Source organism: Candidatus Methylomirabilis sp. (assembly GCA_036000645.1).
Taxonomy (GTDB): Bacteria; Methylomirabilota; Methylomirabilia; order Methylomirabilales; family JACPAU01; genus JACPAU01.
The window spans coordinates 1-22,200 of sequence record DASYVA010000187.1 but is presented as its reverse complement, the minus strand read 5'-3'; the positions used below and the strand labels follow the sequence as shown (position 1 = coordinate 22,200).

Sequence of the window (22,200 nt, the reverse complement as noted above, 5' to 3'; positions counted from 1 at the left end):
GGACACCGAAAACACAAAAACCGCGGCGGCCCGTTGTGGGCCCCGCGGCCGCCCTCATCTGCCCCCCTGCACGCGCCGCATCGATTCCTGCTGCACCTTACCCCGGCCCACCCCCCTCCCCAGGGCCGGAAACCGGCGCGGAATATAGTCGTGGCCCTTCCCGCGTGTCAAGGATTTTTTCCGCTCCTCGGTCACGAGTTCTCCCTGGCAAAACTTTGTCCTGACGCGTCGCGTTATCCTAATCCGGAGAGCCCGGCAGAGTTGACTTTTCGGGCAGGGATGGGCTAGCCTAGAGGCGAGCTCGGAGGGGGTTGCCCATCTTCCCATCCCGAGGGGGAAGGAGGCAAATGCGCATCCGCAAAGCGGTCTTCCCGGCGGCCGGTCTGGGGACGCGGTTTCTGCCCGCCACGAAGGCCCAACCCAAGGAGATGCTCCCGCTGGTGGACAAGCCGGTCATCCAGTACGTCGTGGAGGAGGCTGTGGCCGCCGGCATCCAGGACGTGATCATCGTGACCGGCCGGGGGAAGAACGCCATCGAGGACCACTTCGACCGGGCCGTCGAGCTCGAGTCCTTCCTGGAGGCCAAGGGCAAGACCGACCTGCTGGCGGAGATTCGCCGCATTCCCGAGCTGGCCTCGGTGTGTTATGTCCGGCAGCGGGAGCCCCTCGGCCTCGGGCACGCGATCCTTACCGCACGAAACGTGGTGGGGGAGGAGCCCTTCGCCATCCTGCTCGGCGATGACGTGGTGGATGGCCCGGTCCCGTGCATCGGTCAGTTGCTCGAGGTCTTCGCCCGCACCGGCGCTCCCGTGCTGGGAATCATGGAGGTTCCCCCGGAGGAGGTCTCTTCGTACGGGATCATCGCGGGGGAGCCGGCGGGCGACCGCCTCGTCCGGGTGACGGGCCTGGTGGAGAAGCCCTCCCTGGCCGAGGCCCCTTCCCGTCTGGCCATCGTGGGGCGCTATGTCCTCACCCCCGACATCTTCCCCGCGCTCGAGGCGACGCCCCCGGACTCGGGGGGGGAGATCCAGCTGACGAATGGGCTCCGCCGGCTACTCCAGAGTCGGCCCATCTACGCCTATCGTTTCGAGGGCCGCCGCTACGACGCCGGGAGCCGGCTGGGGTTTCTGCAGGCAACGGTCGAACTGGCGCTCAAGCGGCCGGACGTGGGCAAGCCCTTCCGAGAGTACCTCCGGGGCCTGGCCCTGGACACGGACGGGCTGGCCGATCCGGGTCGCGGGCCCACCTGAGGCGGGTGGCCGGAGACCGAACCACGATGGAGAAGGAGCGCCCCGCCCCTCCCGAGCCGCCCACCGAGTCCCCCCAGGAGCCGCCCGCGGCGGCGGAGGATCCCCTGGAGGCCTACGAGGAGCTGGAGCGGGCGGGCTTCGAAAAAATCAAGCGGAAGCGGACCCCCCCGCGGGAGGTCCGGGCCTCGGCCCGGCGCGACCGGGAGGGGCCCCCTCCCCGCAAGCGCCGTTGACCAGAAAGGAGTCCTGCACCGTGAAGCTCGCCGATGCGGACGTAAAGGAGCCCCAGGAGGCGGAGAGCCCTCCGGGGGGAGAGGGGGCCGCCCCCGGTGCCCAGGAGAAGAAGCTGCCCGAAACGATCCCCGTCCTTCCGGTGCGGGACGTCGTGGTCTATCCCTTCATGATCTTGCCCCTCTTCGTGGGGCGGGACAAGTCCATCCGGGCGGTGGACGAGGCGTTAGGCCGGGACCGCATGATCCTCCTCGTTGCCCAGAAAGACGCCGAGGCGGAGGACCCGGGGACCGAGGAGATCTACCCCATCGGCACCGTGGCCATGATCATGCGGATGCTGAAGATGCCGGACGGCCGGGTCAAGATCCTGGTGCAGGGGGTCACCCGGGCGAAGGTCACCCAGTTTATCCGCACGGACCCTTTCTTCGAGGCCCGGATCCAGGAGGTGCCGGACCTGGATGCCCCCACCATGAGCCTGGAGCTGGAGGCCCTCATCCGCTCGGTGAAGGAGCAGGTCTCCAAGAGCGCCTCCCTGGGGAAATCGGTCTCCCCCGACATCCTGGTCATCGTCAATAACCTGGATCACCCGGGGCGGCTGGCCGACCTGGTCGCCAGCAACCTGGACCTCAAGGTCGAGCAGGCCGTGGAGGTCCTGGGGATCACCGATCCCGTCGCCCGCCTGCGGCGGATCAACGAGCTGCTCCGGAAGGAGCTGGAGGTGCTGGAGGTCCAGCACAAGATCCAGAGCAGCGCCCGCGAGGAGATGGACAAGACCCACCGGGAGTACTACCTCCGGGAGCAGCTGAAGGCGATCCAGAAGGAGCTGGGGGAGGCCGACGAGCGGACCGCCGAGCTCGAGGAGCTGGCGGGCAAGATCGAGAAGGCCAAGATGCCCCCCGAGGTGGAGACGGAGGCGAAGACGCAGCTGAACCGCCTCTCCCGGATGCACCCGGACGCCGCCGAGGCCTCGGTGGTCCGGACCTACCTGGACTGGCTCATCGAGCTGCCCTGGAAGAAGCAGACCCGCGATCGGATCAGCATCAAGAACGCTCAGAAGATCCTCGAGGAGGACCACTACGACCTGGAGAAGGTCAAGGAGCGGATCCTCGAGTACCTGGCGGTCCGGAAGCTGAAGAAGAAGGGAATGAAGGGTCCCATCCTCTGCTTCGTGGGTCCGCCCGGGGTCGGGAAGACCTCCCTGGGGAAGTCCATCGCGCGGGCGCTCGGGCGGAAGTTCGTCCGGATCTCCCTGGGCGGGGTTCGGGACGAGGCCGAGATCCGGGGGCACCGCCGGACCTACATCGGGGCCCTCCCGGGGAAGATCATCCAGGGGATCAAGCAGGCCGGGACGAACAACCCGGTCTTCATGATGGACGAGGTGGACAAGGTGGGGGCGGACTTCCGGGGCGATCCTTCCGCGGCTCTGCTGGAGGTCCTCGACCCGGAGCAGAACGTCTCCTTCACGGACCACTACCTCGGGGTGGCCTTCGACCTGAGCAACGTCATGTTCATCACCACGGCCAACCTGGCCGACCCCATCCTGCCCGCCCTGAAGGACCGGATGGAGATCATCGAAATCTCGGGCTACACCGAGGAGGAGAAGCTCCACATCACGCGGAAGTACCTCCTCCCCCGGCAGCTCTCGGAGCACGGCATCACCCCCAAGCACCTGGAGCTGACGGATGAGGCGATCCTGAAGATCATCAACGAGTACACCCGGGAGGCCGGCCTCCGGAACCTGGAGCGGCAGGTGGCCGCGATCTGCCGGAAGGTGGCGAAGGAGGTGGCGGGGGGGAAGCGGGACCAGGCGAAGGTGTCGCCGAAGAGCCTGCCCGCCTTCCTGGGGGCCCCCAAGTTCCTCCCGGAGCCGGCGCAGGAGGAGGACGAGGTGGGGGTGGCGACGGGCCTCGCCTGGACCCAGGCGGGCGGGGACATCATCTATGTCGAGGCCACCACCATGCGGGGGAAGGGGCAGCTCACCCTCACCGGCCACCTCGGGGACGTGATGAAGGAGTCCGCCCAGGCGGCCCTCTCCTACGCCCGGGCGCGGGGGAGCGAGCTGGGGATCCGGGAGGAGGTCTTCGGGAAGCTCGATCTGCACGTCCACGTCCCCGCCGGGGCGATTCCCAAGGACGGCCCTTCCGCAGGGATCACGATGGCGACGGCGCTCATCTCGGCGCTCACCCGCATCCCGGTCCGCCGGGACGTGGCGATGACGGGCGAGGTGACGCTCCGGGGAAAGGTGCTCCCGGTCGGGGGCGTCAAGGAAAAGATCCTGGCCGGCCGCCGGGCCGGGCTCCGCGCGATCATCGTCCCCCGGAAGAACGACAAGGACATCCAGGAGCTGCCCAAGACGATCACCCGCGGCATGACCTTCGTGTACGTGGATTCGATGGACCAGGTTCTGGAACGGGCGCTGACCCGCCGGGTCGCGGGCCGCGGCCGTCCGGCGGCGGAGCCGGCCCGGCCGGGGCGCCGCCGCGAGCGGCCGGCCCCGCCCCCCCCCGCCTAGGCGGGGGGACACGGGAGCGGTGTGAGACAGCAGCGCCGAGGTGGGGCGAGTACCACGGCAAGCCTCACCACGCTCCTGGCCCACCGGAAAGCCCGGGAAGCGGTGGGCGTGCTGCTCACGGCCGTCGCGCTCCTCATCCTCGTCAGCCTGGCCTCCTACGATCCGGCCGATCCCTCCTTCCTCCACTCGGGCATCCCGGGGGGGCCGATCCGCAACGGGGCCGGGTGGCTCGGAGCGTACCTGGCCGGTGCCCTCTTCGGTCTCGCGGGGGCCGTGGCGCTCCTGGTGCCGCCCGGGCTCCTGTGGCTGGGGGTGCGGGCCTTCGTCACCCCCCGTCCGCTCCGGTTCCCTCTGCTCCCCGGCGCCGGGGCGACCCTGGGGATCCTGAGCCTGACCCTGCTCCTGGCGCTCCTCCAGCAGGAGGCATCCTGGCGCGGGCTGAAGGGGGAGCCGCTCGGCGGAATCCTCGGCGGCGAGCTCCTGCGCTTCCTGCAGCCCGTGCTGGGCCGCCTCGGCCTCGGCCTGGCTGCGGCGACCGCGCTCGCCCTGGCGGGCATCCTCTGCAGCCGCCTCTCGCTGCTGGCGCTCCCGCTGACACTGGCCGATGCCGGGGGCCGCGCCCTGGTGCAGGCGCGGGCCCTGCTCCACTCGGCCCGGGCCGCCCTCAGCGCGCGCCGTCACCGCCGGGCGGCGACGCGGGCGCTCACGCCCGCCGCCGTGACTCCGGTCGCCCCGCCTTCCGCCCAGGCGGTCCTCACCGAGGGGCCGCCTCCCGTCCCCCCGCGGGTGCCGGAGCCGGCCGAGCCGACGGCACCCCTGCCGGTCCCGCGGGACCCCGAGGCGCCGCAGGAGATCCTCCCCTTCGTCGTGTCCGAGGCGCGCTACGGCCCGCCCCCCCTCTCCCTCCTGGATCCCCCCGCGCCGGCCGCGGCGGGTCCGACCGCGGAGGAGCACCAGCGGAACGCGGAGATCCTGGTCAAGACGCTGCGGGACTTCGGCGTGGAGACGCGCGTCGCCGACGTCAGTCCCGGTCCGGTCATTACCCGCTACGAGGTGGAGCCAGGGCCGGGGATCAAGATCAACCGGATCGTGGGCCTGGCCGACGATCTTGCCCTGGCGCTCAAGGCGATGAGCGTCCGGGTCGTGGCGCCGATTCCCGGGAAGGCGGTGGTGGGGGTGGAGATTCCCAACCAGAACCGGGCCCGGGTCTCCCTCCGGGAGATCCTGGCCACGGCGGAGTTCGCCGCCCTCGCCTCGCCCCTCCCGCTGGCCCTGGGGAAGGACATCGCCGGCAACCCGGTGGTGGCCGACCTGGCCCAGATGCCCCACCTCCTCATCGCCGGCGCGACCGGGTCGGGCAAGAGCGTGTGCCTGAACGGCCTCATCCTCAGCATCCTCTTCAGCACCCCCCCCACCGACGTGCAGTTCCTCCTCATCGATCCGAAGCGGGTCGAGCTCTCCATCTTCAACGGCATCCCCCACCTCCTGGACCGGGTCGTGGTGGAGACGCGGGAGGCGGCGAAGAAACTGCAGCTGGTGATCGCGGAGATGGAGCGGCGCTACCGGGTCTTCGCCGAGGTCGGGGCCCGCAACCTGGGCGCCTACAACCAGTGGGCCGTGGCCGCGCCGCCGCCGGAGAGGGAAGAGGCGGCCGGCCCCCTCCCCCAGCTGGTGGTGGTCGTGGACGAGCTGGCCGACCTGATGCTGGTGGCGGCGCACGAGGTGGAGAACGCCGTGGCCCGGCTGGCCCAGATGGCCCGTGCCGTGGGGATCCACCTCATCGTGGCGACCCAGCGCCCCTCGGTGGATGTCATCACCGGCGTCATCAAGGCCAACTTCCCCGCCCGCCTCTCCTTCCAGGTGTCCTCCAAGGTGGACTCGCGCACGATCCTGGACGTGAACGGGGCGGAGCAGCTGCTGGGGAGCGGCGACATGCTCTTCCTCCCCCCCGCCTCCTCGAAGCCGATCCGGATCCACGGCTGCTTCGTCTCCGAGATGGAGATCCGCCGGGTGGTGAAGTTCCTGAGCCGGTTCGAGCATCCCGGCACGCCCCCGCTCCCCCAGGCGCCGGCGGGGGTGGAGCGGGAGGGGGCCTCGGCCGCGGACGATTCCCTCTACGAGCAGGCCAAGGAGCTGGTCATCCAGACGCACCAGGCCAGCATCTCCATGCTCCAGCGGCGGCTCCGCGTCGGGTTCAACCGGGCCGCCCGCCTGCTCGACCAGATGGAGCGGGACGGGATCGTTTCCCCCATGGATGGGCCCCGGCCTCGGGAGGTCCTGGTGAAGCCGGTGGAACCTTAGTGCCGGGCCAACTGACGTCGCCTCACGTCGTTCTCAGTCGTCGGCGGTCCTCGACGTACCAACGGCGTACGCCTCCCCACCCACCTTCGGTGGGCGGACGCCCACCTATGGTGGGTACCCGCTCCTCCCTCGGGCCTCGTGATGCTCGTCATTTGGCCCGGCACGCGACCCGTGGCGTGAGCATGAGGAACAATCCGTTGGAGTCACACTAGGGGGCCCATGCGGACCCCGGTCGTCCTGCTCCTCGCCGCTGGCCTCCTCCTCGCGGGCGCCGCGCCGCCCGCGGCGCCCGACGTGGTGGGGCGGATCGAGGCCCGGTACCGCGCGCTCTGGAGCCTGCAGGGGCGCTACCTCCAGACCGCTACCCTGCAGGCGGCCGGCCACACCGAGCGGGCGACAGGGAAGTTCTTCCTGAAGCGGCCGGCCATGATGCGCTGGGAGCAGGAGAGTCCCGAGCCCCGGCTGCTCGTCACGGACGGGACGACCCTCTGGACCTATTCCCCCCTCGACCGGCAGGCGGTGAGCCAGCCGGTCGGCCCGGCCCTGCAGGCTTCCCCGTCCCTCCACTTCCTCTCGGGGATGGCCACCCTCGGGGCGACCTTCACGGTCGCCTCGATCCTGGAGGACCCGGCGGGCGAGGCGCTGTTCGTGAGCCTCACGCCCAAGACCGCGGACCCGGCCGTCCGCCGGCTCATCCTCCGGGTCCACCGCCGGACGGCCCTGGTGGACCGGCTCACCGTGGTGGACGCGTACGAGAACAGCACGGTCCTGGAGTTCAGCGCCGTCCGGGAGAACCCCGGCCTCTCGGACCGCCTGTTCACGTTCAACCCTCCCCCGGGGACGGACGTGATCCGCTCCCCTTCCCCCTAGGGCGATCGCCACGCATAGCGGCTCATGCGCAGACGACGGCTGGCGTGCGGGGCCAAATACTGTCCGTTCCTGCTCCCGCGTGGCCGCTTGACGCTGGCGGTCGCGTGTGAAAGACTGCCCCCCAACTCTGGCGGGCACTTACAGCGCGCCGCAAGGGGGGAATCCGGCCCCGTGGGTATGGGCTTTGCAACCGGGCCCCCCGGAGGCACCTGTTTGCCCTCCGTCGGGCGTGGAGGCCAGTGTGGCGAATGAATTCTCCTTCGACGTCGTCTGCCGGGTGGATCTGAGCGAGTGCGACAACGCCATTCAACAGGCGACGAAGGAGGTCAGCCAGCGGTTCGACTTCAAGGGGACCCGCTGCAGCATCCGGCGGGAGGAGGGGGCGATCCTCCTGCAAGCCGATGACGAGTACAAGCTCCGCGCCCTGACCGAGCTCCTGGAGGGGAAGCTGGTGAAGCGGAAGGTTCCGCTGAAAGCGTTGGCGTACGGGACGGTCGACCCGGCGGCCGCCGGGAGCGTCCGCCAGCGGGTCACGATCCAGCAGGGCATCCCCGTCGAGAAGGCCCGCGAGATCGTCAAGCGCGTCAAGGCCAGCGGGCTGAAGGTCCAGGCCCAGATCCGGGAGGACGAGATCCGGGTCACCGGGCGGAGCAAGGACGATCTCCAGGTCCTCATCGGCGCCCTGCGGGAGCTGGATCTCGGGATCGAGTTGCAGTTCACCAACTACCGGTGAGGCGCGGCGGGAGCGCATGACCGACACGCTGCAGACGCTGGTCCAGGCCTTCGACCGGATGGCGGCAACCTACGAGCTGATGGCTCGCCGCCTGGCCGGCCAGATCGAGCAGCTGGAGGCGGAGCGGACGGGGCTCCGGGCCCAGCTCTCGGAGCTGAGCCAGCACCAGACCGCCCTGCTCCGGTCCAACCAGGACCTGGCCCGGCTCACCGCCGACCTGTCCGGGCAGGTGACGTCGCTCGCGCGCCGGGCGGAGGAGGCCACCCGCCAGGACCAGCTCAAGTCGGAGCTGCTGGCCACCGTCTCCCACGAGCTCCGGACACCGCTCACCTCCATCAAGGGGGCCCTGTCGGTCCTCCTCGGCGAGGACCCGCCCGCCCCCGAGATCCGGGCGGAGTTCCTGGGGATCGCCCACCAGAACGTGGAACGGGTGATGCGCCTGGTCGCCAACTTCCTGAACCTCACCCGGATCGAGGCGGGGCAGATCGGGATTGTCCCTCGCGCCCTGGACCTGGCGGAGGTGCTGACGGCCGCCGTGGAGCGGATGCGTGGCCTCGCCGCCGAGCGCCGGGTGCGCCTCGAGCTCGAGCCCCCCCGGGGGCCGCTCCCCCTCACCGGCGACCCCGAGATGCTGGAGAGCGTCTTCTCCAATCTCCTCGACAACGCCGTGAAGTTCTCGCCCGAGGGGGCCTCGGTGGTCGTGGGGGTGGGGGCGGACCCACGGACGCTCACGGTGCAGGTGCGCGACCAGGGCCCCGGCATCCCGCCGGAGGAGGTTCCCCGGGTCTTCGAGCGCTTCTTCCGCGGGCGCGAAGCGGCCGCGGCCCGGCGGGTCCCGGGGACGGGGCTGGGCCTGCACATCTCGAAGGCCATCGTGGAGGCGCACGGGGGCCGGATCGGGGTGGAGAGCCGGGTCGGGGAAGGGAGCACGTTCACCGTCACCCTGCCGCGCGAGGCGCGTGGGCCCGCGGCCTAGGCGGGGAGGGAGGGACGGGACGGGGCGCGGGCCCCGATTTTTCGCTTCCTGGCCAAACGGCGCATCGGGTATACTCGCGCGGACTTTGAGGGGGAGATGGATACGCCGGTAGTGCTCCTCGCCGAGGACGAGCCGGACATCGTCAGGCTGGTGACCTACATCCTGCGCCGGGAGGGGTTCGCTGTCCGCACCGTCACCACCGGCAGGGAGGCGGTGGACGCCGTCCGCCAGGAGAAGGTGGACCTCGTCCTCCTGGACATCATGCTCCCCGAGCTCAACGGATACGGGGTGTGCGAGGTCCTGCGGGACGACCCGCTGACCCGCCACATCCCCATCGTGGTCATGAGTGCCCGGGCCCAGGCCAGGGAGGTGGAGCGGGGGCTCGAGGCTGGCGCCGTCTCCTACATCACCAAGCCCTTCGAGCCGGCGCAGCTGGGAGAGCAGATCCGGGCGGCGCTCACGGCAGCCACGGGCGGGAGGGCGACGAGTGGAGCGGGGGACGGCCTGCCTCGTTGACGGGGGCGCACCCCGGGTGGATCCCCTCGCCACCCCCGGCCTGGCACTGCGCACGCTCCCGACCGCTCTCAGGGGGTCCCTGGTCCTCGCCCTGGACGAGGGGGCGCACGAGGCCCCGCAGCGGGAATTCCTCCATCTGGCCCTCCAGACCCCCGATCCCCTGAGCCGCTCCGAATTCCAGATCGCGCTGACGGACCCGGACCCCGGGATTTCCCCCGAGGCCTTCCCCGGCCTCTCCGCTCCTGTCGGCCGGGCCGACAGGTCGAGCCGCCGACCGGGGGGCGGTCTGACGCGCATGATCATCCTCCGGGGGGCAGCTGCTGGGGCGGTCGGTCTCGAAGGTCGGGTGCGGCCATGACCGAGCGGCGAGAGGGAGAGCCGGTGGCGGCCGGGGCCGAGGGCCCCGTCGTCCTGGTGGTGGATGACGAGCCGGGGATCATCCGGATGCTCCAGGTGACGCTGCAGCGGCGGGGCTTCGGCGTCCTGACGGCCGGCTCGGGACGGGAGGCGCTCGAGATCGTTGCCCGGGAGGCGGTGGACCTGGTCCTCCTGGACATCATGATGCCGGGCCTGGACGGCCTGGAGGTGACCCGGGCGCTCCGGGCCCGCCCGGAGGAGGCGCGGATCCCCGTGATCATTCTCACGGCGAAGGATACGGTGCGGGACAAGGTCACGGGCCTCGAGCTGGGCGCGGACGATTACATGACCAAGCCCTTCAACGGGGAGGAGCTGGTGGCCCGGATCCGGGTCCAGCTCCGCCTGGCCGGGATGGACCGGGCCATCCGGCGGCAGAACCGGGAGCTCACCAGCCTGAACGCCGTCGCCGTCGGCGTCGGCCAGTCCCTGAACGTCGGGGAGATCCTGGAGGCGACCCTGAGCCGGATGGCGGAAGTGGAGGGCGTGGCTGCGGGGGGGATCATGGTCTGGGACCCGGAGCGGGGGGTCCTCCGGCTGGCGGCGGAGCGCGGCCTCTCGGCTGCCCTGCGGGCGGCCTGGCACGAGCAGCCGCTCGCCGCCTCCCCCTGGGCGGCCGTCTTTCGGGAGCCGGGCCCGGGCCTCCTGGAGGACCCGGCCGCCGCCCCCGACCCGGCCCTGCGGGCCGAGGGGAGCGACGCCTATGGCAACCACGCCTGCGTGGCCATGACCGCCAAGGGGCGGACGCTGGGTCTGATGCACCTCCTCTCCCAGCCGCCGCACCGCTTCGGGGCCGACCACGTGCGCTTCTTCGCCGCCATCGGGCGGCAGGTGGGGATGGCGCTGGAGAATGCGCACCTGTACCACCATACGGAGCAGCAGGTCTCCCAGATGCGGGCGCTCTACGAGGTCTCCTCCTCCATCACCTCCACGCTCGAGCTGCAGGAGATTCTCCGGGCCCTCATCGAGCGGCTCCTGGACCTCCTGAAGGTGGACCGGTGCGTGGTCACCCTCTCGGACGTGACGGGAACGGCCGGCGAGGTGGTGATGGGGTACGACGGCTCGAAGCCCATGCCCTGGATCCACGGGATCCAGATCACCCTGGACCGCCACCCGGAGGTGCGCCGGGCCCTGGAGACCAAGAAGGCCCTGGTGATCTCCGAGGCCCTCCAGGAGCCGCTCCTCACCGCCGTCCGCAGCCTCCTCGTCCCCCTCCAGGTCCGGTCCATGCTGGTCATCCCGCTGCTCACGAAGGACAAGGCCCTGGGGGTCATCGCCCTGAGCAGCCTGCGGGAGGCCCGGCTCTTCACCGCGGGCGACGTGGAGTTCTGCCAGATCCTGGCCAACCAGGCGGCCATCGCCATCGAGAACTCCCGCCTCTTCGCCGAGACCAAGCGGCTCGCCAGCACCGACGAGCTCACCGGCCTCTTCAACCACCGGCAGTTCTACCTCCTCCTGGGGCAGGAGGTGCGCCGCGCCCTCCGGTACGGCCGGCAGCTTTCCCTCATCCTGGCGGACATCGACTACTTCAAGGCCTACAACGATCGCTACGGCCACCTGGCGGGGGACGAGGCGTTACGCCAGATCTCCCGGGTCCTGAAGACCAAGTCCCGGGACGTGGACATGGTGGCCCGGTATGGGGGGGAGGAGTTCACCATCATCCTGCCGGAGACCGAGCTCGCCCAGGCGGCGGTCCAGGCCGAGCGCCTCCGGGTGGCGGTGGAGGCCCACCGGTTCGGCTCCGCGGCCGAGGGACACCTGACCGTCAGCCTGGGGGTGGCGACCCTCATCGAGGGGATGGACCGGCCGGAGCAGCTGGTGCACCGGGCGGACCAGGCCCTCTACGAGGCGAAGGCGAGCGGGCGCAACCGGGTTTGCCTGGCGCCGGGCCGGGTCGAGCCGCCGGAGGCGTAGGCGTGGGGAGCCCCGGGTTCCCGGTGGCGCCTCTCGGGAGCGCGGCCATCGTATGAGGGCCTCCCCCCGATCCTGGGGTGATCGCCTCCTCCTCCTGCTCCTCACCGCCGGCGGCGTGGGCTATGCCCCGGTCGGCCCGGGGACCGCCGGCAGCGTGCTCGGCCTCCTCCTCGCGTGGGGCCTGGCCGCGTGGGGGGCGGGCGCGGTCTTTCTCGGTGCCCTGGCCTGTGCGGCGCTGACGGCGCTGCTGGCTGGCCGGGCCGAGGTCCTCCTCGATCGCCGGGATCCCCCCGCCGTCGTGCTCGACGAGATGGCGGGGATGCTCCTGGCGACGGCCGCCATCCCCCGGCACTGGGCCTTCGCGGCGGCCGCCTTCGGGTGCTTTCGGCTCCTGGACATCTGGAAGCCCCTGGGGATCCGGCGCGCGCAGGCGCTGCCCGGGGGGGCCGGGATCCTGGCCGACGATCTGCTGGCGGGCCTCTACACGAACTTGCTGCTCCAGGTGGTCTGGCAGTTGCTGGCCGCGCGGGGTCCACTCCCATGAACGCCGAGATCCTGACCGTGGGCACGGAACTCCTGCTGGGCCAGATCGTGGACACGAACGCCGCCTTCATCGCCGAGCGACTGGCGGAGGCCGGGATCGACGTCTACTGCAAGACCACGGTGGGGGACAACCCGGCCCGGATCGAGACCGCGCTGCGCCAGGCGCTCGCGCGCGCCCAGGTCGTCCTCTGCACCGGAGGGTTGGGCCCGACGGAGGATGACCTGACGCGGGACGTGGTGGCGGCCGTGACGGGCCGCCCGCTCCGCCTCGACCCGGCCGTGCTGGCCCAGATCCGGGCCCGCTTCGCCCGGCGCGGCATCCCCATGGCCAAGAACAACGAGCGGCAGGCCCAGGTCCCGGAGGGGGCCGAGGTGCTGGAGAACCCCCGGGGGACGGCGCCGGGCCTGCTCCTCCGGGTCGAGCCCGACCGGACGGTGGTGCTCCTCCCGGGGGTGCCGGCCGAGATGCGGCCCATGCTCACGGAGGTCGTCCTGCCCCGCCTCCGCGAGGCCTACGGCCTGAAGGGGCAGATCCGCTCGCGCGTCCTCCGGACCACGGGGGTGAGCGAGTCCAAGGTGGACGAGCTCCTGGGGGACCTCTGGGCGGAGCGGAACCCCACGATCGCGCTCCTGGCCCGCTCCGGTGAGATCCACGTCCGGCTGACGGCAAAGGCGGAGGGGGAGGCGGAGCTGACGCGCCTCCTGGACGGCCGCGAGGCGGCCGTGCGGGAGCGGCTCGGCGACATCATCTTCGGCCGGGATGAGGAGAGCCTGGAGGTCGTCGTGGGCCGGCTCCTCCGCGAGCGCCGCCTCACCCTGGCCGTGGCCGAGTCCTGCACCGGCGGGCTCCTCGGCCATCGGATCACCAATGTCCCGGGCTCCTCCGCCTACTTCGACCGGGGCCTCGTGGCCTATAGCAACCAGGCGAAGACGGCCCTCCTGGGCGTCCCGGCGGAGCTGCTCGCCGCCAGGGGGGCGGTCAGCGCCGAGGTGGCGGCCGCAATGGCCGAGGGGATGCGGGCGGCGGCCGGGACGGACCTGGCGCTCGGGGTCACCGGGATCGCCGGGCCCGCCGGCGGGACCCCGGAGAAGCCGGTCGGCCTCACCTACATCGCCCTGGCCCACGCCGGCGGGGTGGCTGCCCACGAGTTCCGGTTCTTCACCGACCGGGACCTGAACAAGCAACGGGCGGCCCAGATGGCCCTGGACCTGGTGCGGCGCCACCTGCTCGGCCTCCCCCCAGTCCCGATCCTCTAGCCTCGCGGGAGCCCGCACCCTGCGTCTCTTCATCGCCATCGTCTTGAGCGACGCGCTCCGGGACGCGCTCGGGGCGCTGCAGAGGGACCTCCGGGCCGCGGGGGGTCCGGTCTCCTGGGTGAAACCGGAGAACATCCACCTGACCCTGAAGTTCCTGGGGGAGGTTCCCCCGGCGCGCGAGGGACTGGTCCGGGAGGCGATGGCGGAGGCCGTGGCGGGTCTCTCCCCCTTCACGCTTCGCGCCGGAGGCTGCGGGGCCTTCCCCGGGGGGCGCAACCCGCGGGTCCTCTGGGTGGGTCTGCGGGCCGGGGGTCCCGAGGCGGCCACCCTGGCCGCGCGCGTGGAGGCCGCCTGCGCCGCGCGCGGGTTCCCCCCCGAGAACCGCGCCTTCCGGGGCCACCTCACGCTGGGCCGGGTCCGGGGATCGCGGGGGCTCGAGGAGACCCTGCGGCGGCTCCAGGCGCACGCGGAGGATACGCTGGGCGAGACGGCGGTGGACCGGATCGTCCTCTACGAGAGCCGGTTGCACCCGGCTGGCTCCATCTACACCGCGCGGCATGCGCGTGAGCTTCCGGGGGGAGGGCCGTGAGGACTCCCGCCGCGCTACGGGAGGACGCGACGGCCATCTTCCGGGCCGCCCTGGAGGCCGTGGACCCGGCCGCCGCCATAAAGCGGCACGTCCGGCGGGAGCGGGATCAGCTCCGGGTGGGGGACCGCTCCTACGACCTCGCGCGCCTCCGGCGGATCTTCGTTCTGGGGGCGGGGAAGGCGGGGGCGCCGATGGCGGCCGCCGTGGAGGAGATCCTGGGGGAGCGGATCACCGCCGGGGTGGTCACGGTGAAAGCCGGCCACGGCGGGCCCACCCGGATCGTGCGGATCCAGGAGGCCGCCCATCCCGTGCCCGATGCGGCCGGGCTCGCCGGGGCCCAGGCCATCCTCGATCTGGCCAAGGGGGCGGGCGCCGACGACCTCGTGATCGCCCTCATCTCGGGGGGCGGATCGGCGCTGCTCCCCCTGCCGGTCCGGGGGATCACGCTGGAAGAGAAGCAGCAGGTCACGAAGCAGCTCCTGGCGTGCGGAGCCACGATCCAGGAGATCAACGCGGTCCGGAAGCACATCTCCGCCGTCAAGGGGGGGCAGCTCGCCCGGGCGGCCGCGCCGGCCCAGGTCCTCACGCTGGTCCTCTCCGACATCGTCGGCGATCCCCTGGACGCCATCGCCTCGGGCCCCACGGCCCCGGACGGGACCACCTTCAGAGAGGCGCTGGCCATCCTCGACCGGTATGGGATCCGGGGGGCGGTCCCGCCGGCGGTCGGCGAGTACCTGGAGGCGGGAGCGGCCGGGCGCGTCCCCGAGACGCCGAAGCCGGGGGATCCCCTCTTCCAGCAGGTCCACCACCGGATCGTCGCCAACAACGCCCAGGCCCTGGAGGCCGCCGCGGCGGCTGCCGCGGCCCGGGGCTACCGGCCTCTCATCCTGGCTTCCGGCATCCAGGGGGAGGCCCGCGAGGTGGCCAAGGTCCTGGCCGCCCTGCTCCTCGAGGTCCGGGCCACCGGTCGGCCGATCGAGCCCCCGTGCTGCCTGGTGGCCGGAGGGGAGACGACGGTCACGCTCCACGGGAAGGGCAGGGGAGGGCGAAACCAGGAGATGGCGCTCGCCGCGGCCTTCCCCCTCGAGGGCGCAGCGGGAATCCTGTTCTTCTCGGCCGGAACCGACGGGACCGATGGGCCCACGGACGCCGCCGGGGCCGTCTCCGACGGGCAGACCGTCCCCCGGGGGCGAGCGGCCGGCCTCGATCCCGCGCGCCATCTCGCCGAGAACGACGCCTATTCTTTCTTCCGGGCCCTGGGCGACCTGGTCGTGACCGGCCCCACCCGGACCAACGTCATGGACATCCACCTGCTGCTCTGCGGGCCCCGTCCAGGGCATCCCCTCTAGGCAAATGCGGTTGACATCCCGCTGATAGTGCAATAATTTGGTCCGTCGCCTGTGACGGGAGCGGCCCATGTTCGACCGGCTCACCGACCGCCTGGCGGCCGTCTTCCGGCGCCTCCGGGGGCACGGGACCCTGACCGAGGAGAACATCGCCGAGGCCCTCCGGGAGGTGCGACTGGCCCTCCTGGAAGCTGACGTCCACTTCGCGGTCGTCAAGGAGTTCCTCGAGCGGGTCCGGGCGCGGGCCGTGGGGCAGGCTGTCCTCAGGAGCCTGACCCCGGGCCAGCAGGTGGTGAGAATCGTTCACGAGGAGCTCACGGCCCTCATGGGGGGCGATCGCTCCAGCCTGAGCCTCACGGGGAGCCCGCCGGTCGGCGTCCTCCTCGTGGGACTCCAGGGCTCGGGGAAGACGACCACGGCGGCCAAGCTGGCCCGGCTGCTCCTGCGGGAAGGGCGCCGCCCCCTCCTGGTGGCGGCCGATCTGAAGCGCCCTGCCGCGGTCGGGCAGCTCCAGGTGGTGGGCGCCGCGGTCGGAGCGCCCGTCCACGCCGACCCCCGGGCCGACTCCGCCCTCGCCGCCGTGCGGGGCGCCGCTGCCCGCGCCGCCGCCGAGGGCCAGGACGTCCTCGTCGTGGACACGGCGGGGCGGCTGCACGTGGATACGCCGCTCATGGCGGAGCTCACGGCCCTCAAGGACGCCCTGCAGCCTGCCGAAGTGCTGCTGGTGGCCGACGCGATGACGGGGCAGGACGCGGTCCGTTCGGCCGCAGCCTTTCACCGGGCGGTGGGGCTGACGGGGGTCGTCCTGACGAAGCTGGACGGGGACGCCCGCGGCGGGGCCGCCCTCTCCATCCGGGCCGTCACCGGCGCCCCGGTCAAGTTCGTCGGCGTGGGGGAGAAGCCCGAGGCCCTCGAGCCCTTCTATCCGGACCGGATCGCCTCGCGGATTCTCGGGATGGGGGACGTCCTTTCCCTCGTCGAGCGGGCCGAGGCGGCGGTGGCGAGGGAAGAGGCGTTGGCACTCGCCGCCAAGGTCCGCCGGGAGCGGTTCACCCTGGAGGACTTTCGCAAGCAGCTCCAGCAGGTCCGGGGCATGGGCTCCCTGTCCGAGGTCCTGGGGATGCTGCCGGGCCTCGGGGGGGCGGTGCGGCAGGCGGGCGGGGAGGGGGAAGAGCGGGCCCTCCGCCGGGTGGAGGCGATCCTGAGCTCGATGACCCTGCAGGAACGGGAGGACCCGGCCCTCCTGAACGGGAGCCGGCGGCGCCGGATCGCCACGGGCTCCGGGACGAGCGTGGCGGAGGTGAACCGCCTGGTGCGCCAGTTCGCGGAGATGCAGAGGGTCATGCGGCAGCTCACCAAGCCGGGCGGACGGCTCATGGGGCGTCCCCTCCCCCTGGCCTAACGTTCCCGTCAGCCGACCGGCTGGGGGCGGGCCGGCGCGGTGGAGGAGATCGATGGCCGTACGGATGCGGTTGATGCGGATGGGCGCCAAGAAGCGCCCCTTCTATCGGGTCGTGGTGGCGGACTCCCGGATGCCCCGGGACGGCCGCTTCCTGGAAGCGCTGGGGACCTGGGATCCTCAGGCGAAGGCGGGGAAGGGGGCGGCACTCACTCTGGATGCGGACAAGGCGCTGGCCTGGCTCAGGAAGGGGGCGCAGCCCACGGACACGGTCCGGGAACTCCTCTCGAGCGCTGGGGTCTTGAAGAAGTTCGCCGAGCTCAAGACCGGGAAGGCGACCGCTTGAGGGCGATGGCGATGGGTCGGGGCGTCCGGGGATCAGGGGGGCTCGGCGGCATCCCGGGACGGCCCGCTCGGCCATGGCCCGCCGCAGGAGAGGCCCGTGTTGAAGGAGCTGGTCGAGTACCTCGCGAGGGCGCTGGTGGAAGATCCCACGGAGGTGAGCGTGGAGGCCGTGGAGGACGAGAAGATCACCACGCTCAGGCTGAAGGTGGCGCCGTCGGATCTCGGCCGGGTCATCGGGAAGCAGGGTCGGACGGCGCGGGCAATGCGAACCCTGCTGCACGCCACCGCGGCCAAGGCGCGCCGACGCGCCGTCCTGGAGATCGTGGAATAGGCGGGGGGGAGGGACCCCTTCTCCTGCGCGTGGGGCGGGTGATTCGGCCCCACGGGCTCCGGGGGGAGGTGGCGATTCAGCTGGAGACGGACGTGGCCGCCTGCATCGCCCCCGGCCGCGTGTTACGCGCGGGACGGGAGGGCGCGGCGCCGGGCCCGCTCACGGTGCAGGGCTCCCGGGTGGATCGCTCCCGGGCCACGGTGCAGTTCGAGGAGGTCCGGACGCGGGAGGAAGCGGAGGCGCTGGTCGGGGCGGTGCTCACGCTGCCCCGGAGCGAGGCCCCGCCCCTCCCCGAGGGGAGCTTCTACCAGGTGGACCTGGTGGGGCTCCGGGTGGAGACGGGGGAGGGGGAGCCGCTGGGAGACGTGGCGGGGATTCTGGAGACGGGGGGAGTGGACGTCCTCGTCGTCCGGCGCGGCGGCGGCGAGTGGCTGCTGCCCGCGGCCCGCGCCTTTGTGCTCGCGGTGGACCTCCCGGGCAGGCGCCTGGTGGTCCGACTCCCGGAGGGCCTGGCCAACGCCGAAGCGGTATGACATCGTCACCCTCTTTCCGGGGATCTTCCGGGGACCCCTGGAGGAGAGCATCCTCCGCCGGGCCCAGGAGAAGGGGCTCGTCCAGATCCGCGTGCATGACCTCAGAGCCTGGACGCACGATAAGCACCGGGTGGTCGATGAGCCCCCGTACGGGGGCGGCGCCGGGATGGTCCTCAAGCCGGAGCCGGTCACCGAGGCGGTCGAGGCGCTCCGGGAGGGCCCGGGGACCCGGGTCCTGCTCCTCACGCCCCAGGGGGTGCCCTTTACCCACGGGCTGGCGGGGGCCCTGGCGGCCGAGGGCCACCTCATCCTCCTGTGCGGCCGGTACGAGGGGTTCGACGAGCGCATCCGCACCCTGGTGGACCTGGAGGTCTCGATCGGCGACTACATCCTGACGGGAGGCGAGCTGCCGGCCCTGGTGGTGCTCGACGCGGTCGCTCGGCTGGTCCCGGGGGTCCTGGGGGACGCCGCGTCGGCGGCGCAGGACTCTTTCGCGGGGGGGCTGCTGGACTTCCCCCAGTTTACCCGACCCCCGGAGTACCGGGGGCTCCGCGTGCCCGAGATCCTCCTGTCGGGCAACCACGAGGCGATCCGGCGCTGGCGGCGGAAGGAGGCACTGCGCCGGACGCTCACCCGCCGGCCGGACCTGTTGACGGTGGCCGCGCTGAGCGACGAAGACCGGGTCCTCCTGCAGGAGGTCACCCGGGAGGTCCAGGCGGAGGCCGACCCGCCGAGCCGGGTCGGGAATCGGCGCGGATCACCCCGCTAGATCGCGCGTCAGGCGCGGCCCGGCGCGGGGAGGAGGAGGGTGTTGGTCATGGACGTTGAGAAGCTGCTGGCGGACGTGGAGCGCCCGGCCCTCCGCCAGGACCTGCCGGAGTTCCGGCCCGGCGATACGGTCCGGGTCCACGTGAAGGTCCGCGAGGGAGACAAGGAGCGCTTGCAGATGTTCGAGGGGATCGTGCTCCGGCGCCGCCAGGGGGGGCTCCGCGCCACCTTCACGGTGCGGAAGGTCACCTACGGGGTCGGCGTGGAGCGGACGTTCCCCCTCCACTCCCCCATGCTGGAGAAGATCGAGGTGATCCGACAGGGGCACGTGCGGCGTGCGAAGCTGTACTACCTGCGAGAGTTGAAGGGGAAGGCGGCGCGGATCCGGGAGAGGAAGCGATAGAGCCGCGGGGCGACGGGACGGCGCGTGGACGGGATGCGGGCGGGCTTCAAGGGGATCTTCATCACCGGGCTCCTGGTCTCCATCCCGGTCGTCCTCACCGTGTTCGCCCTCTGGTGGTTCTTCAGCGTCGTTGATGGCCTGCTGGGCCCGGTGTTCGCCAACCTGCTGGGGTACCGGGTCCCGGGCCTCGGCTTCCTGTCCAGCTTGCTCATCATCTTCCTTGTGGGGGCGGTGGCCACCAACGTGGTGGGGCGCCGCCTCTTCTCGTGGGCCGAAGGCCTCTTGCTCCGCATCCCCATCGCCAAGACCGTCTACGCCGCCCTGAAGTCCCTGGTGGACGCCCTGAGCCCCGAGAAGGGGGGCTCCTTCCGGCGGTTCGTCATCGTCGAGTACCCCCGGCCGGGCACCTACGCCTTCGGCTTCCTCACCGACCAGAGCATCCTGGAGATCGGGCCGGGCGAAGAGGCGCACCTGGTGGCCGTCTACGTCCCGACCAACCACCTCTATCTGGGGGAGACGGTCCTCCTGCCCCGCCGGGACGTGATCTTCCCCGACCTCACCGTGGAGGAGGGGGTGCGGATCGTCCTCTCGGGAGGCAGCATTCTCCCCTCGCGGATCCGGCTCAAGGACTATGTCCGGACGCCCGCGGCCCGCTGAGAGCCCGCTCTCCTGGGCGCGGTTGCGGGCGACCCTGCGACGGGCCGGGGTGCGAACCATCGCCGGCGTGGATGAGGTCGGCCGAGGCGCGCTCGCCGGCCCCGTAGTCGCCGCGGCGGTCCTGATCCCGGTGGACCAGGACCTGGCGGTCGCCGCAGACTCCAAGGTGCTGAGCCCGGAGGCGCGGCTCGCCGCCCTCCCCGTCATCGAGGGGGTCGCCGCCGGGATCGGGGTGGGGGTCGTCGAGGCGGAGGAGATCGACGCGCTCAATATCCTCCGGGCGACCTTCCGAGCGATGGCCGCGGCGGTGGCCGCCCTCCCCCGCCTCCCGGACCTGATCCTGGTAGACGGGACACTGGCTCCCCCCCTCCCCCTCCCCTGCCGGCCCATCCCCCGCGGGGACGCCCTCATCCCGGTGATCGGCGCCGCCTCCATCGTGGCGAAGGTCCGTCGGGACGCCATCATGGCCGCGCTAGACTGCGCCCACCCCCGGTACGGGTTTTCCCGGCACAAGGGTTACGGGACGGCGGCCCACCGGGCGGCGGTCGCCGCCTTCGGTGTCTGCCCCGTGCACCGCCGCAGCTTCGCAGGGATCCGGGAGCACCTGCCGGGGGGTCAGCCGCCGCTCCCCCTGGGGGGATAGGGATGCCGGGGCGGCAGGCGACCGGCGTGGCGGGGGAGGCGGCCGCCCGCGCCTTCCTCGAGGCGCGGGGGCTCACGGTGCTGGCCACCCGGTTCCGGGCGCTCCGCGGGGAGATCGATCTGGTGGCGCGAGAGGGGACCACCGTCGTTTTCGTGGAGGTGAAGACCCGCCGGACGGCCACCTTCGGCCCCCCGGAGGGGGCGGTGCGGGCGGCAAAGCAGCGGCAGATCGCCCGGGTGGCCGAGGCGTTCCTCAGCGCCTCCGGCCTCCGGGGGCTCCCCTGTCGCTTCGATGTCGTGGCGGTGGATTTCACGGCGGGGCCGGCGCGCGTCACCTGGATCCGGGACGCCTTTCCGGCCGAGGGCCTGCCCCTCCTGTGAGGACGACGCGGGAGGGGTCGGTGCCCACGCCCCTGGACGGCCTCCCTCTCTTTCGCGAGCTGACGCCGGCCGAGCGCCGCCTCCTGGCCAAGATCGGCGAGCGCCGGCAGGTCCCCGCCGGCACCGTCCTGTTCCGGGAGGGGGGGGTGGGCGACGCCCTGTACATCATCTTGCGAGGGGCCGTGCGGATCACCAAGGTCATCCCGGGGACGGGGGAGGAGGTCCTGGCGGTGCTCCCGGCCGGGAGCACCTGCGGGGAGATGGCGCTCATCGACGAGTACCCCCGTTCCGCCACGGCCGCGGCCGAGAAGCGCACGAGCCTCCTGGTCATCGGGAAGGCTGCCTTCGGGGACCTGCTCACGGCGCATCCCGAGTTGGCCGTCAAGGTGCTCTGGGCCTTCTGCCGGTCCCTGAGCGGCCGGCTGCGGGAGACCAACGAGAAGATCGGTAGCCTCTTCGCGGTGAGCCGGACCTTCTGAGCCCCACGGGGCGGGCCGGGCCCGGGGGGCCGCCGGCCGCCCCACAGGAGAGCGGGATGGAAGCGGAAAAGGTCATCGCCTACGCCTGCCAGGGCTGTGGCAGCCGGGGGCTGAACCCGACCAAGACGAAGAAGGGAAACTACCTCTGCCCGGAGTGCGGGAACCAGGTGGAGGCGAGCGAGAAGCGGGTCGTCCCGAAGAAGAAGGGCACGTGAGGAGCGGGACGGGGACACGGCGCGTGGACTGGGCGAGCCTGATCCTCCTGCTGGTGGCCGCAGGGCTGCTGGCCGTGGCGCTGAGCCGCGGGCTCCGGACGGTCGCGGCCGCGGCCGACGCCTCCTGGGAGCTGGTGGTGGGCGTCCTCCCTCGCCTGCTCCTGGGGTTCGGGATTGCCGGCCTCCTGCAGGTCCTGGTGCCGGCGGAGGCGGTGGTCCGCTGGCTGGGGGCGGAGGCGGGGTGGCGGGGCATCCTGGTCGGGTGGGTGGCGGGGGCGCTTGCCCCCGGGGGTCCCTTCGTCTCCTTTCCCATCCTGGCTGCCCTCTCGAAGGCCGGGGCGGGGCTTCCGGCCCTGATCACCTTCCTGAGCTCCTGGTCCATGCTGGGCGTCAACCGGATCCTCGTGTGGGAGATCCCGATGATGGGAGGCCGGTTCGTGGCGGCGCGCGTGCTCCTGTCGCTGCTCGTGCCGCCGGCCCTGGGCTTCGCCGCCCGGGTCGTCTGGCCCCGCTAATGCGAACGACAGAATGCACGTGACACGGTCCGGGTCCTGGCGCCCGCGCCGCCCCGGCCCCCGGCCCCCCAGGGGAAACC

26 protein-coding genes are annotated in these 22,200 nt (G+C 72.2%); all 26 read left to right on the top strand.

Annotated elements, in window-relative coordinates:
• The first annotated feature begins 347 nt into the window (after nt 1-347).
• The 26 genes from galU to VGT06_10380 all read left to right on the top strand — a co-directional run bounded on the left by galU (nt 348) and on the right by VGT06_10380 (nt 22,120).
• Entirely contained in the window at nt 348-1,250 is a 903-nt protein-coding gene (gene galU, locus VGT06_10505) for a UTP--glucose-1-phosphate uridylyltransferase GalU (protein ID HEV8663552.1), read from the top strand.
• A gap of 26 nt (nt 1,251-1,276) precedes the next feature.
• A complete protein-coding gene (locus tag VGT06_10500) occupies nt 1,277-1,483 on the top strand; it encodes a hypothetical protein (protein ID HEV8663551.1) in 207 nt (68 codons plus the stop codon).
• Nucleotides 1,484-1,596: 113 nt separating this feature from the next.
• A complete protein-coding gene (gene lon, locus VGT06_10495; protein HEV8663550.1) occupies nt 1,597-3,993 on the top strand; it encodes an endopeptidase La in 2,397 nt (798 codons plus the stop codon).
• Nucleotides 3,994-4,014: 21 nt separating this feature from the next.
• Nucleotides 4,015-6,294 carry a DNA translocase FtsK gene (locus tag VGT06_10490; protein HEV8663549.1) on the top strand — a complete coding sequence of 760 codons (2,280 nt, stop codon included), beginning with the start codon at nt 4,015-4,017 and terminating at the stop codon, nt 6,292-6,294.
• Nucleotides 6,295-6,513: 219 nt separating this feature from the next.
• Nucleotides 6,514-7,164 carry an outer membrane lipoprotein chaperone LolA gene (gene lolA / locus VGT06_10485; GenBank protein HEV8663548.1) on the top strand — a complete coding sequence of 217 codons (651 nt, stop codon included), beginning with the start codon at nt 6,514-6,516 and terminating at the stop codon, nt 7,162-7,164.
• A gap of 241 nt (nt 7,165-7,405) precedes the next feature.
• Nucleotides 7,406-7,897, top strand: coding sequence for a YajQ family cyclic di-GMP-binding protein (locus tag VGT06_10480; GenBank protein HEV8663547.1), 492 nt, complete (start codon nt 7,406-7,408; stop codon nt 7,895-7,897).
• Nucleotides 7,898-7,913: 16 nt separating this feature from the next.
• Nucleotides 7,914-8,873, top strand: a complete 960-nt coding sequence (locus tag VGT06_10475) for an ATP-binding protein (GenBank protein ID HEV8663546.1) — start codon at nt 7,914-7,916, stop codon at nt 8,871-8,873.
• Nucleotides 8,874-8,969: 96 nt separating this feature from the next.
• Nucleotides 8,970-9,389, top strand: coding sequence for a response regulator (locus tag VGT06_10470; GenBank protein HEV8663545.1), 420 nt, complete (start codon nt 8,970-8,972; stop codon nt 9,387-9,389).
• Complete coding sequence (locus VGT06_10465) at nt 9,361-9,747, top strand: hypothetical protein (GenBank protein ID HEV8663544.1); 387 nt, start codon at nt 9,361-9,363, stop codon at nt 9,745-9,747. The genes VGT06_10470 and VGT06_10465 overlap by 29 nt, the downstream gene beginning before the upstream one ends.
• The gene (locus tag VGT06_10460) at nt 9,744-11,717 is read left to right on the top strand and encodes a diguanylate cyclase (protein ID HEV8663543.1); all 1,974 of its coding nucleotides are present in this window, start codon (nt 9,744-9,746) and stop codon (nt 11,715-11,717) included. Before VGT06_10465 ends, VGT06_10460 begins: the two co-directional genes overlap by 4 nt.
• Before the next feature lie 52 nt (nt 11,718-11,769).
• Entirely contained in the window at nt 11,770-12,261 is a 492-nt protein-coding gene (locus VGT06_10455) for a phosphatidylglycerophosphatase A (protein HEV8663542.1), read from the top strand.
• Nucleotides 12,258-13,517 carry a competence/damage-inducible protein A gene (locus VGT06_10450; protein HEV8663541.1) on the top strand — a complete coding sequence of 420 codons (1,260 nt, stop codon included), beginning with the start codon at nt 12,258-12,260 and terminating at the stop codon, nt 13,515-13,517. The genes VGT06_10455 and VGT06_10450 overlap by 4 nt, the downstream gene beginning before the upstream one ends.
• Nucleotides 13,518-13,536: 19 nt before the next feature.
• A complete protein-coding gene (gene thpR / locus VGT06_10445; protein HEV8663540.1) occupies nt 13,537-14,106 on the top strand; it encodes an RNA 2',3'-cyclic phosphodiesterase in 570 nt (189 codons plus the stop codon).
• Nucleotides 14,103-15,455 carry a glycerate kinase gene (locus VGT06_10440; protein ID HEV8663539.1) on the top strand — a complete coding sequence of 451 codons (1,353 nt, stop codon included), beginning with the start codon at nt 14,103-14,105 and terminating at the stop codon, nt 15,453-15,455. The genes thpR and VGT06_10440 overlap by 4 nt, the downstream gene beginning before the upstream one ends.
• A gap of 67 nt (nt 15,456-15,522) precedes the next feature.
• Nucleotides 15,523-16,854 (top strand): signal recognition particle protein, encoded by a 1,332-nt coding sequence (gene ffh, locus VGT06_10435; GenBank protein HEV8663538.1) that lies wholly within the window; start codon nt 15,523-15,525, stop codon nt 16,852-16,854.
• 52 nt (nt 16,855-16,906) lie between these two features.
• Nucleotides 16,907-17,197, top strand: a complete 291-nt coding sequence (gene rpsP, locus VGT06_10430) for a 30S ribosomal protein S16 (GenBank protein HEV8663537.1) — start codon at nt 16,907-16,909, stop codon at nt 17,195-17,197.
• Nucleotides 17,198-17,293: 96 nt separating this feature from the next.
• Nucleotides 17,294-17,527, top strand: coding sequence for a KH domain-containing protein (locus VGT06_10425; GenBank protein HEV8663536.1), 234 nt, complete (start codon nt 17,294-17,296; stop codon nt 17,525-17,527).
• Between the two features lie 29 nt (nt 17,528-17,556).
• Entirely contained in the window at nt 17,557-18,060 is a 504-nt protein-coding gene (gene rimM / locus VGT06_10420) for a ribosome maturation factor RimM (GenBank protein HEV8663535.1), read from the top strand.
• Between the two features lies 1 nt (nt 18,061).
• Complete coding sequence (trmD, locus tag VGT06_10415) at nt 18,062-18,829, top strand: tRNA (guanosine(37)-N1)-methyltransferase TrmD (GenBank protein HEV8663534.1); 768 nt, start codon at nt 18,062-18,064, stop codon at nt 18,827-18,829.
• A gap of 48 nt (nt 18,830-18,877) precedes the next feature.
• Nucleotides 18,878-19,231 carry a 50S ribosomal protein L19 gene (rplS, locus tag VGT06_10410; protein HEV8663533.1) on the top strand — a complete coding sequence of 118 codons (354 nt, stop codon included), beginning with the start codon at nt 18,878-18,880 and terminating at the stop codon, nt 19,229-19,231.
• 33 nt (nt 19,232-19,264) lie between these two features.
• Nucleotides 19,265-19,888, top strand: coding sequence for a DUF502 domain-containing protein (locus VGT06_10405; GenBank protein HEV8663532.1), 624 nt, complete (start codon nt 19,265-19,267; stop codon nt 19,886-19,888).
• A 49-nt stretch (nt 19,889-19,937) separates the two neighbouring features.
• Entirely contained in the window at nt 19,938-20,531 is a 594-nt protein-coding gene (locus VGT06_10400) for a ribonuclease HII (GenBank protein HEV8663531.1), read from the top strand.
• 2 nt (nt 20,532-20,533) lie between these two features.
• Nucleotides 20,534-20,911: a YraN family protein gene (locus VGT06_10395; protein HEV8663530.1), complete on the top strand. Its 378-nt coding sequence runs from the start codon at nt 20,534-20,536 to the stop codon at nt 20,909-20,911.
• Between the two features lie 20 nt (nt 20,912-20,931).
• Nucleotides 20,932-21,390, top strand: coding sequence for a cyclic nucleotide-binding domain-containing protein (locus VGT06_10390; GenBank protein ID HEV8663529.1), 459 nt, complete (start codon nt 20,932-20,934; stop codon nt 21,388-21,390).
• 56 nt (nt 21,391-21,446) lie between these two features.
• Nucleotides 21,447-21,605 carry a hypothetical protein gene (locus VGT06_10385; protein ID HEV8663528.1) on the top strand — a complete coding sequence of 53 codons (159 nt, stop codon included), beginning with the start codon at nt 21,447-21,449 and terminating at the stop codon, nt 21,603-21,605.
• A complete protein-coding gene (locus VGT06_10380) occupies nt 21,602-22,120 on the top strand; it encodes a permease (protein HEV8663527.1) in 519 nt (172 codons plus the stop codon). The genes VGT06_10385 and VGT06_10380 overlap by 4 nt, the downstream gene beginning before the upstream one ends.
• Nucleotides 22,121-22,200 lie beyond the last annotated feature (80 nt).

Bases quoted from the DNA above. Each gene is read 5' to 3' on its own strand.
- VGT06_10405 (HEV8663532.1), top strand. From the start codon at position 19,265: ATGCGGGCGGGCTTCAAGGGGATCTTCATCACCGGGCTCCTGGTCTCC.
- rpsP (HEV8663537.1), top strand. From the start codon at position 16,907: ATGGCCGTACGGATGCGGTTGATGCGGATGGGCGCCAAGAAGCGCCCC.
- VGT06_10470 (HEV8663545.1), top strand. From the start codon at position 8,970: ATGGATACGCCGGTAGTGCTCCTCGCCGAGGACGAGCCGGACATCGTC.
- VGT06_10460 (HEV8663543.1), top strand. From the start codon at position 9,744: ATGACCGAGCGGCGAGAGGGAGAGCCGGTGGCGGCCGGGGCCGAGGGC.
- VGT06_10475 (HEV8663546.1), top strand. From the start codon at position 7,914: ATGACCGACACGCTGCAGACGCTGGTCCAGGCCTTCGACCGGATGGCG.
- VGT06_10455 (HEV8663542.1), top strand. From the start codon at position 11,770: ATGAGGGCCTCCCCCCGATCCTGGGGTGATCGCCTCCTCCTCCTGCTC.
- VGT06_10450 (HEV8663541.1), top strand. From the start codon at position 12,258: ATGAACGCCGAGATCCTGACCGTGGGCACGGAACTCCTGCTGGGCCAG.
- rplS (HEV8663533.1), top strand. From the start codon at position 18,878: ATGGACGTTGAGAAGCTGCTGGCGGACGTGGAGCGCCCGGCCCTCCGC.
- VGT06_10385 (HEV8663528.1), top strand. From the start codon at position 21,447: ATGGAAGCGGAAAAGGTCATCGCCTACGCCTGCCAGGGCTGTGGCAGC.
- VGT06_10395 (HEV8663530.1), top strand. From the start codon at position 20,534: ATGCCGGGGCGGCAGGCGACCGGCGTGGCGGGGGAGGCGGCCGCCCGC.
- galU (HEV8663552.1), top strand. From the start codon at position 348: ATGCGCATCCGCAAAGCGGTCTTCCCGGCGGCCGGTCTGGGGACGCGG.
- lolA (HEV8663548.1), top strand. From the start codon at position 6,514: ATGCGGACCCCGGTCGTCCTGCTCCTCGCCGCTGGCCTCCTCCTCGCG.
- ffh (HEV8663538.1), top strand. From the start codon at position 15,523: ATGTTCGACCGGCTCACCGACCGCCTGGCGGCCGTCTTCCGGCGCCTC.
- VGT06_10500 (HEV8663551.1), top strand. From the start codon at position 1,277: ATGGAGAAGGAGCGCCCCGCCCCTCCCGAGCCGCCCACCGAGTCCCCC.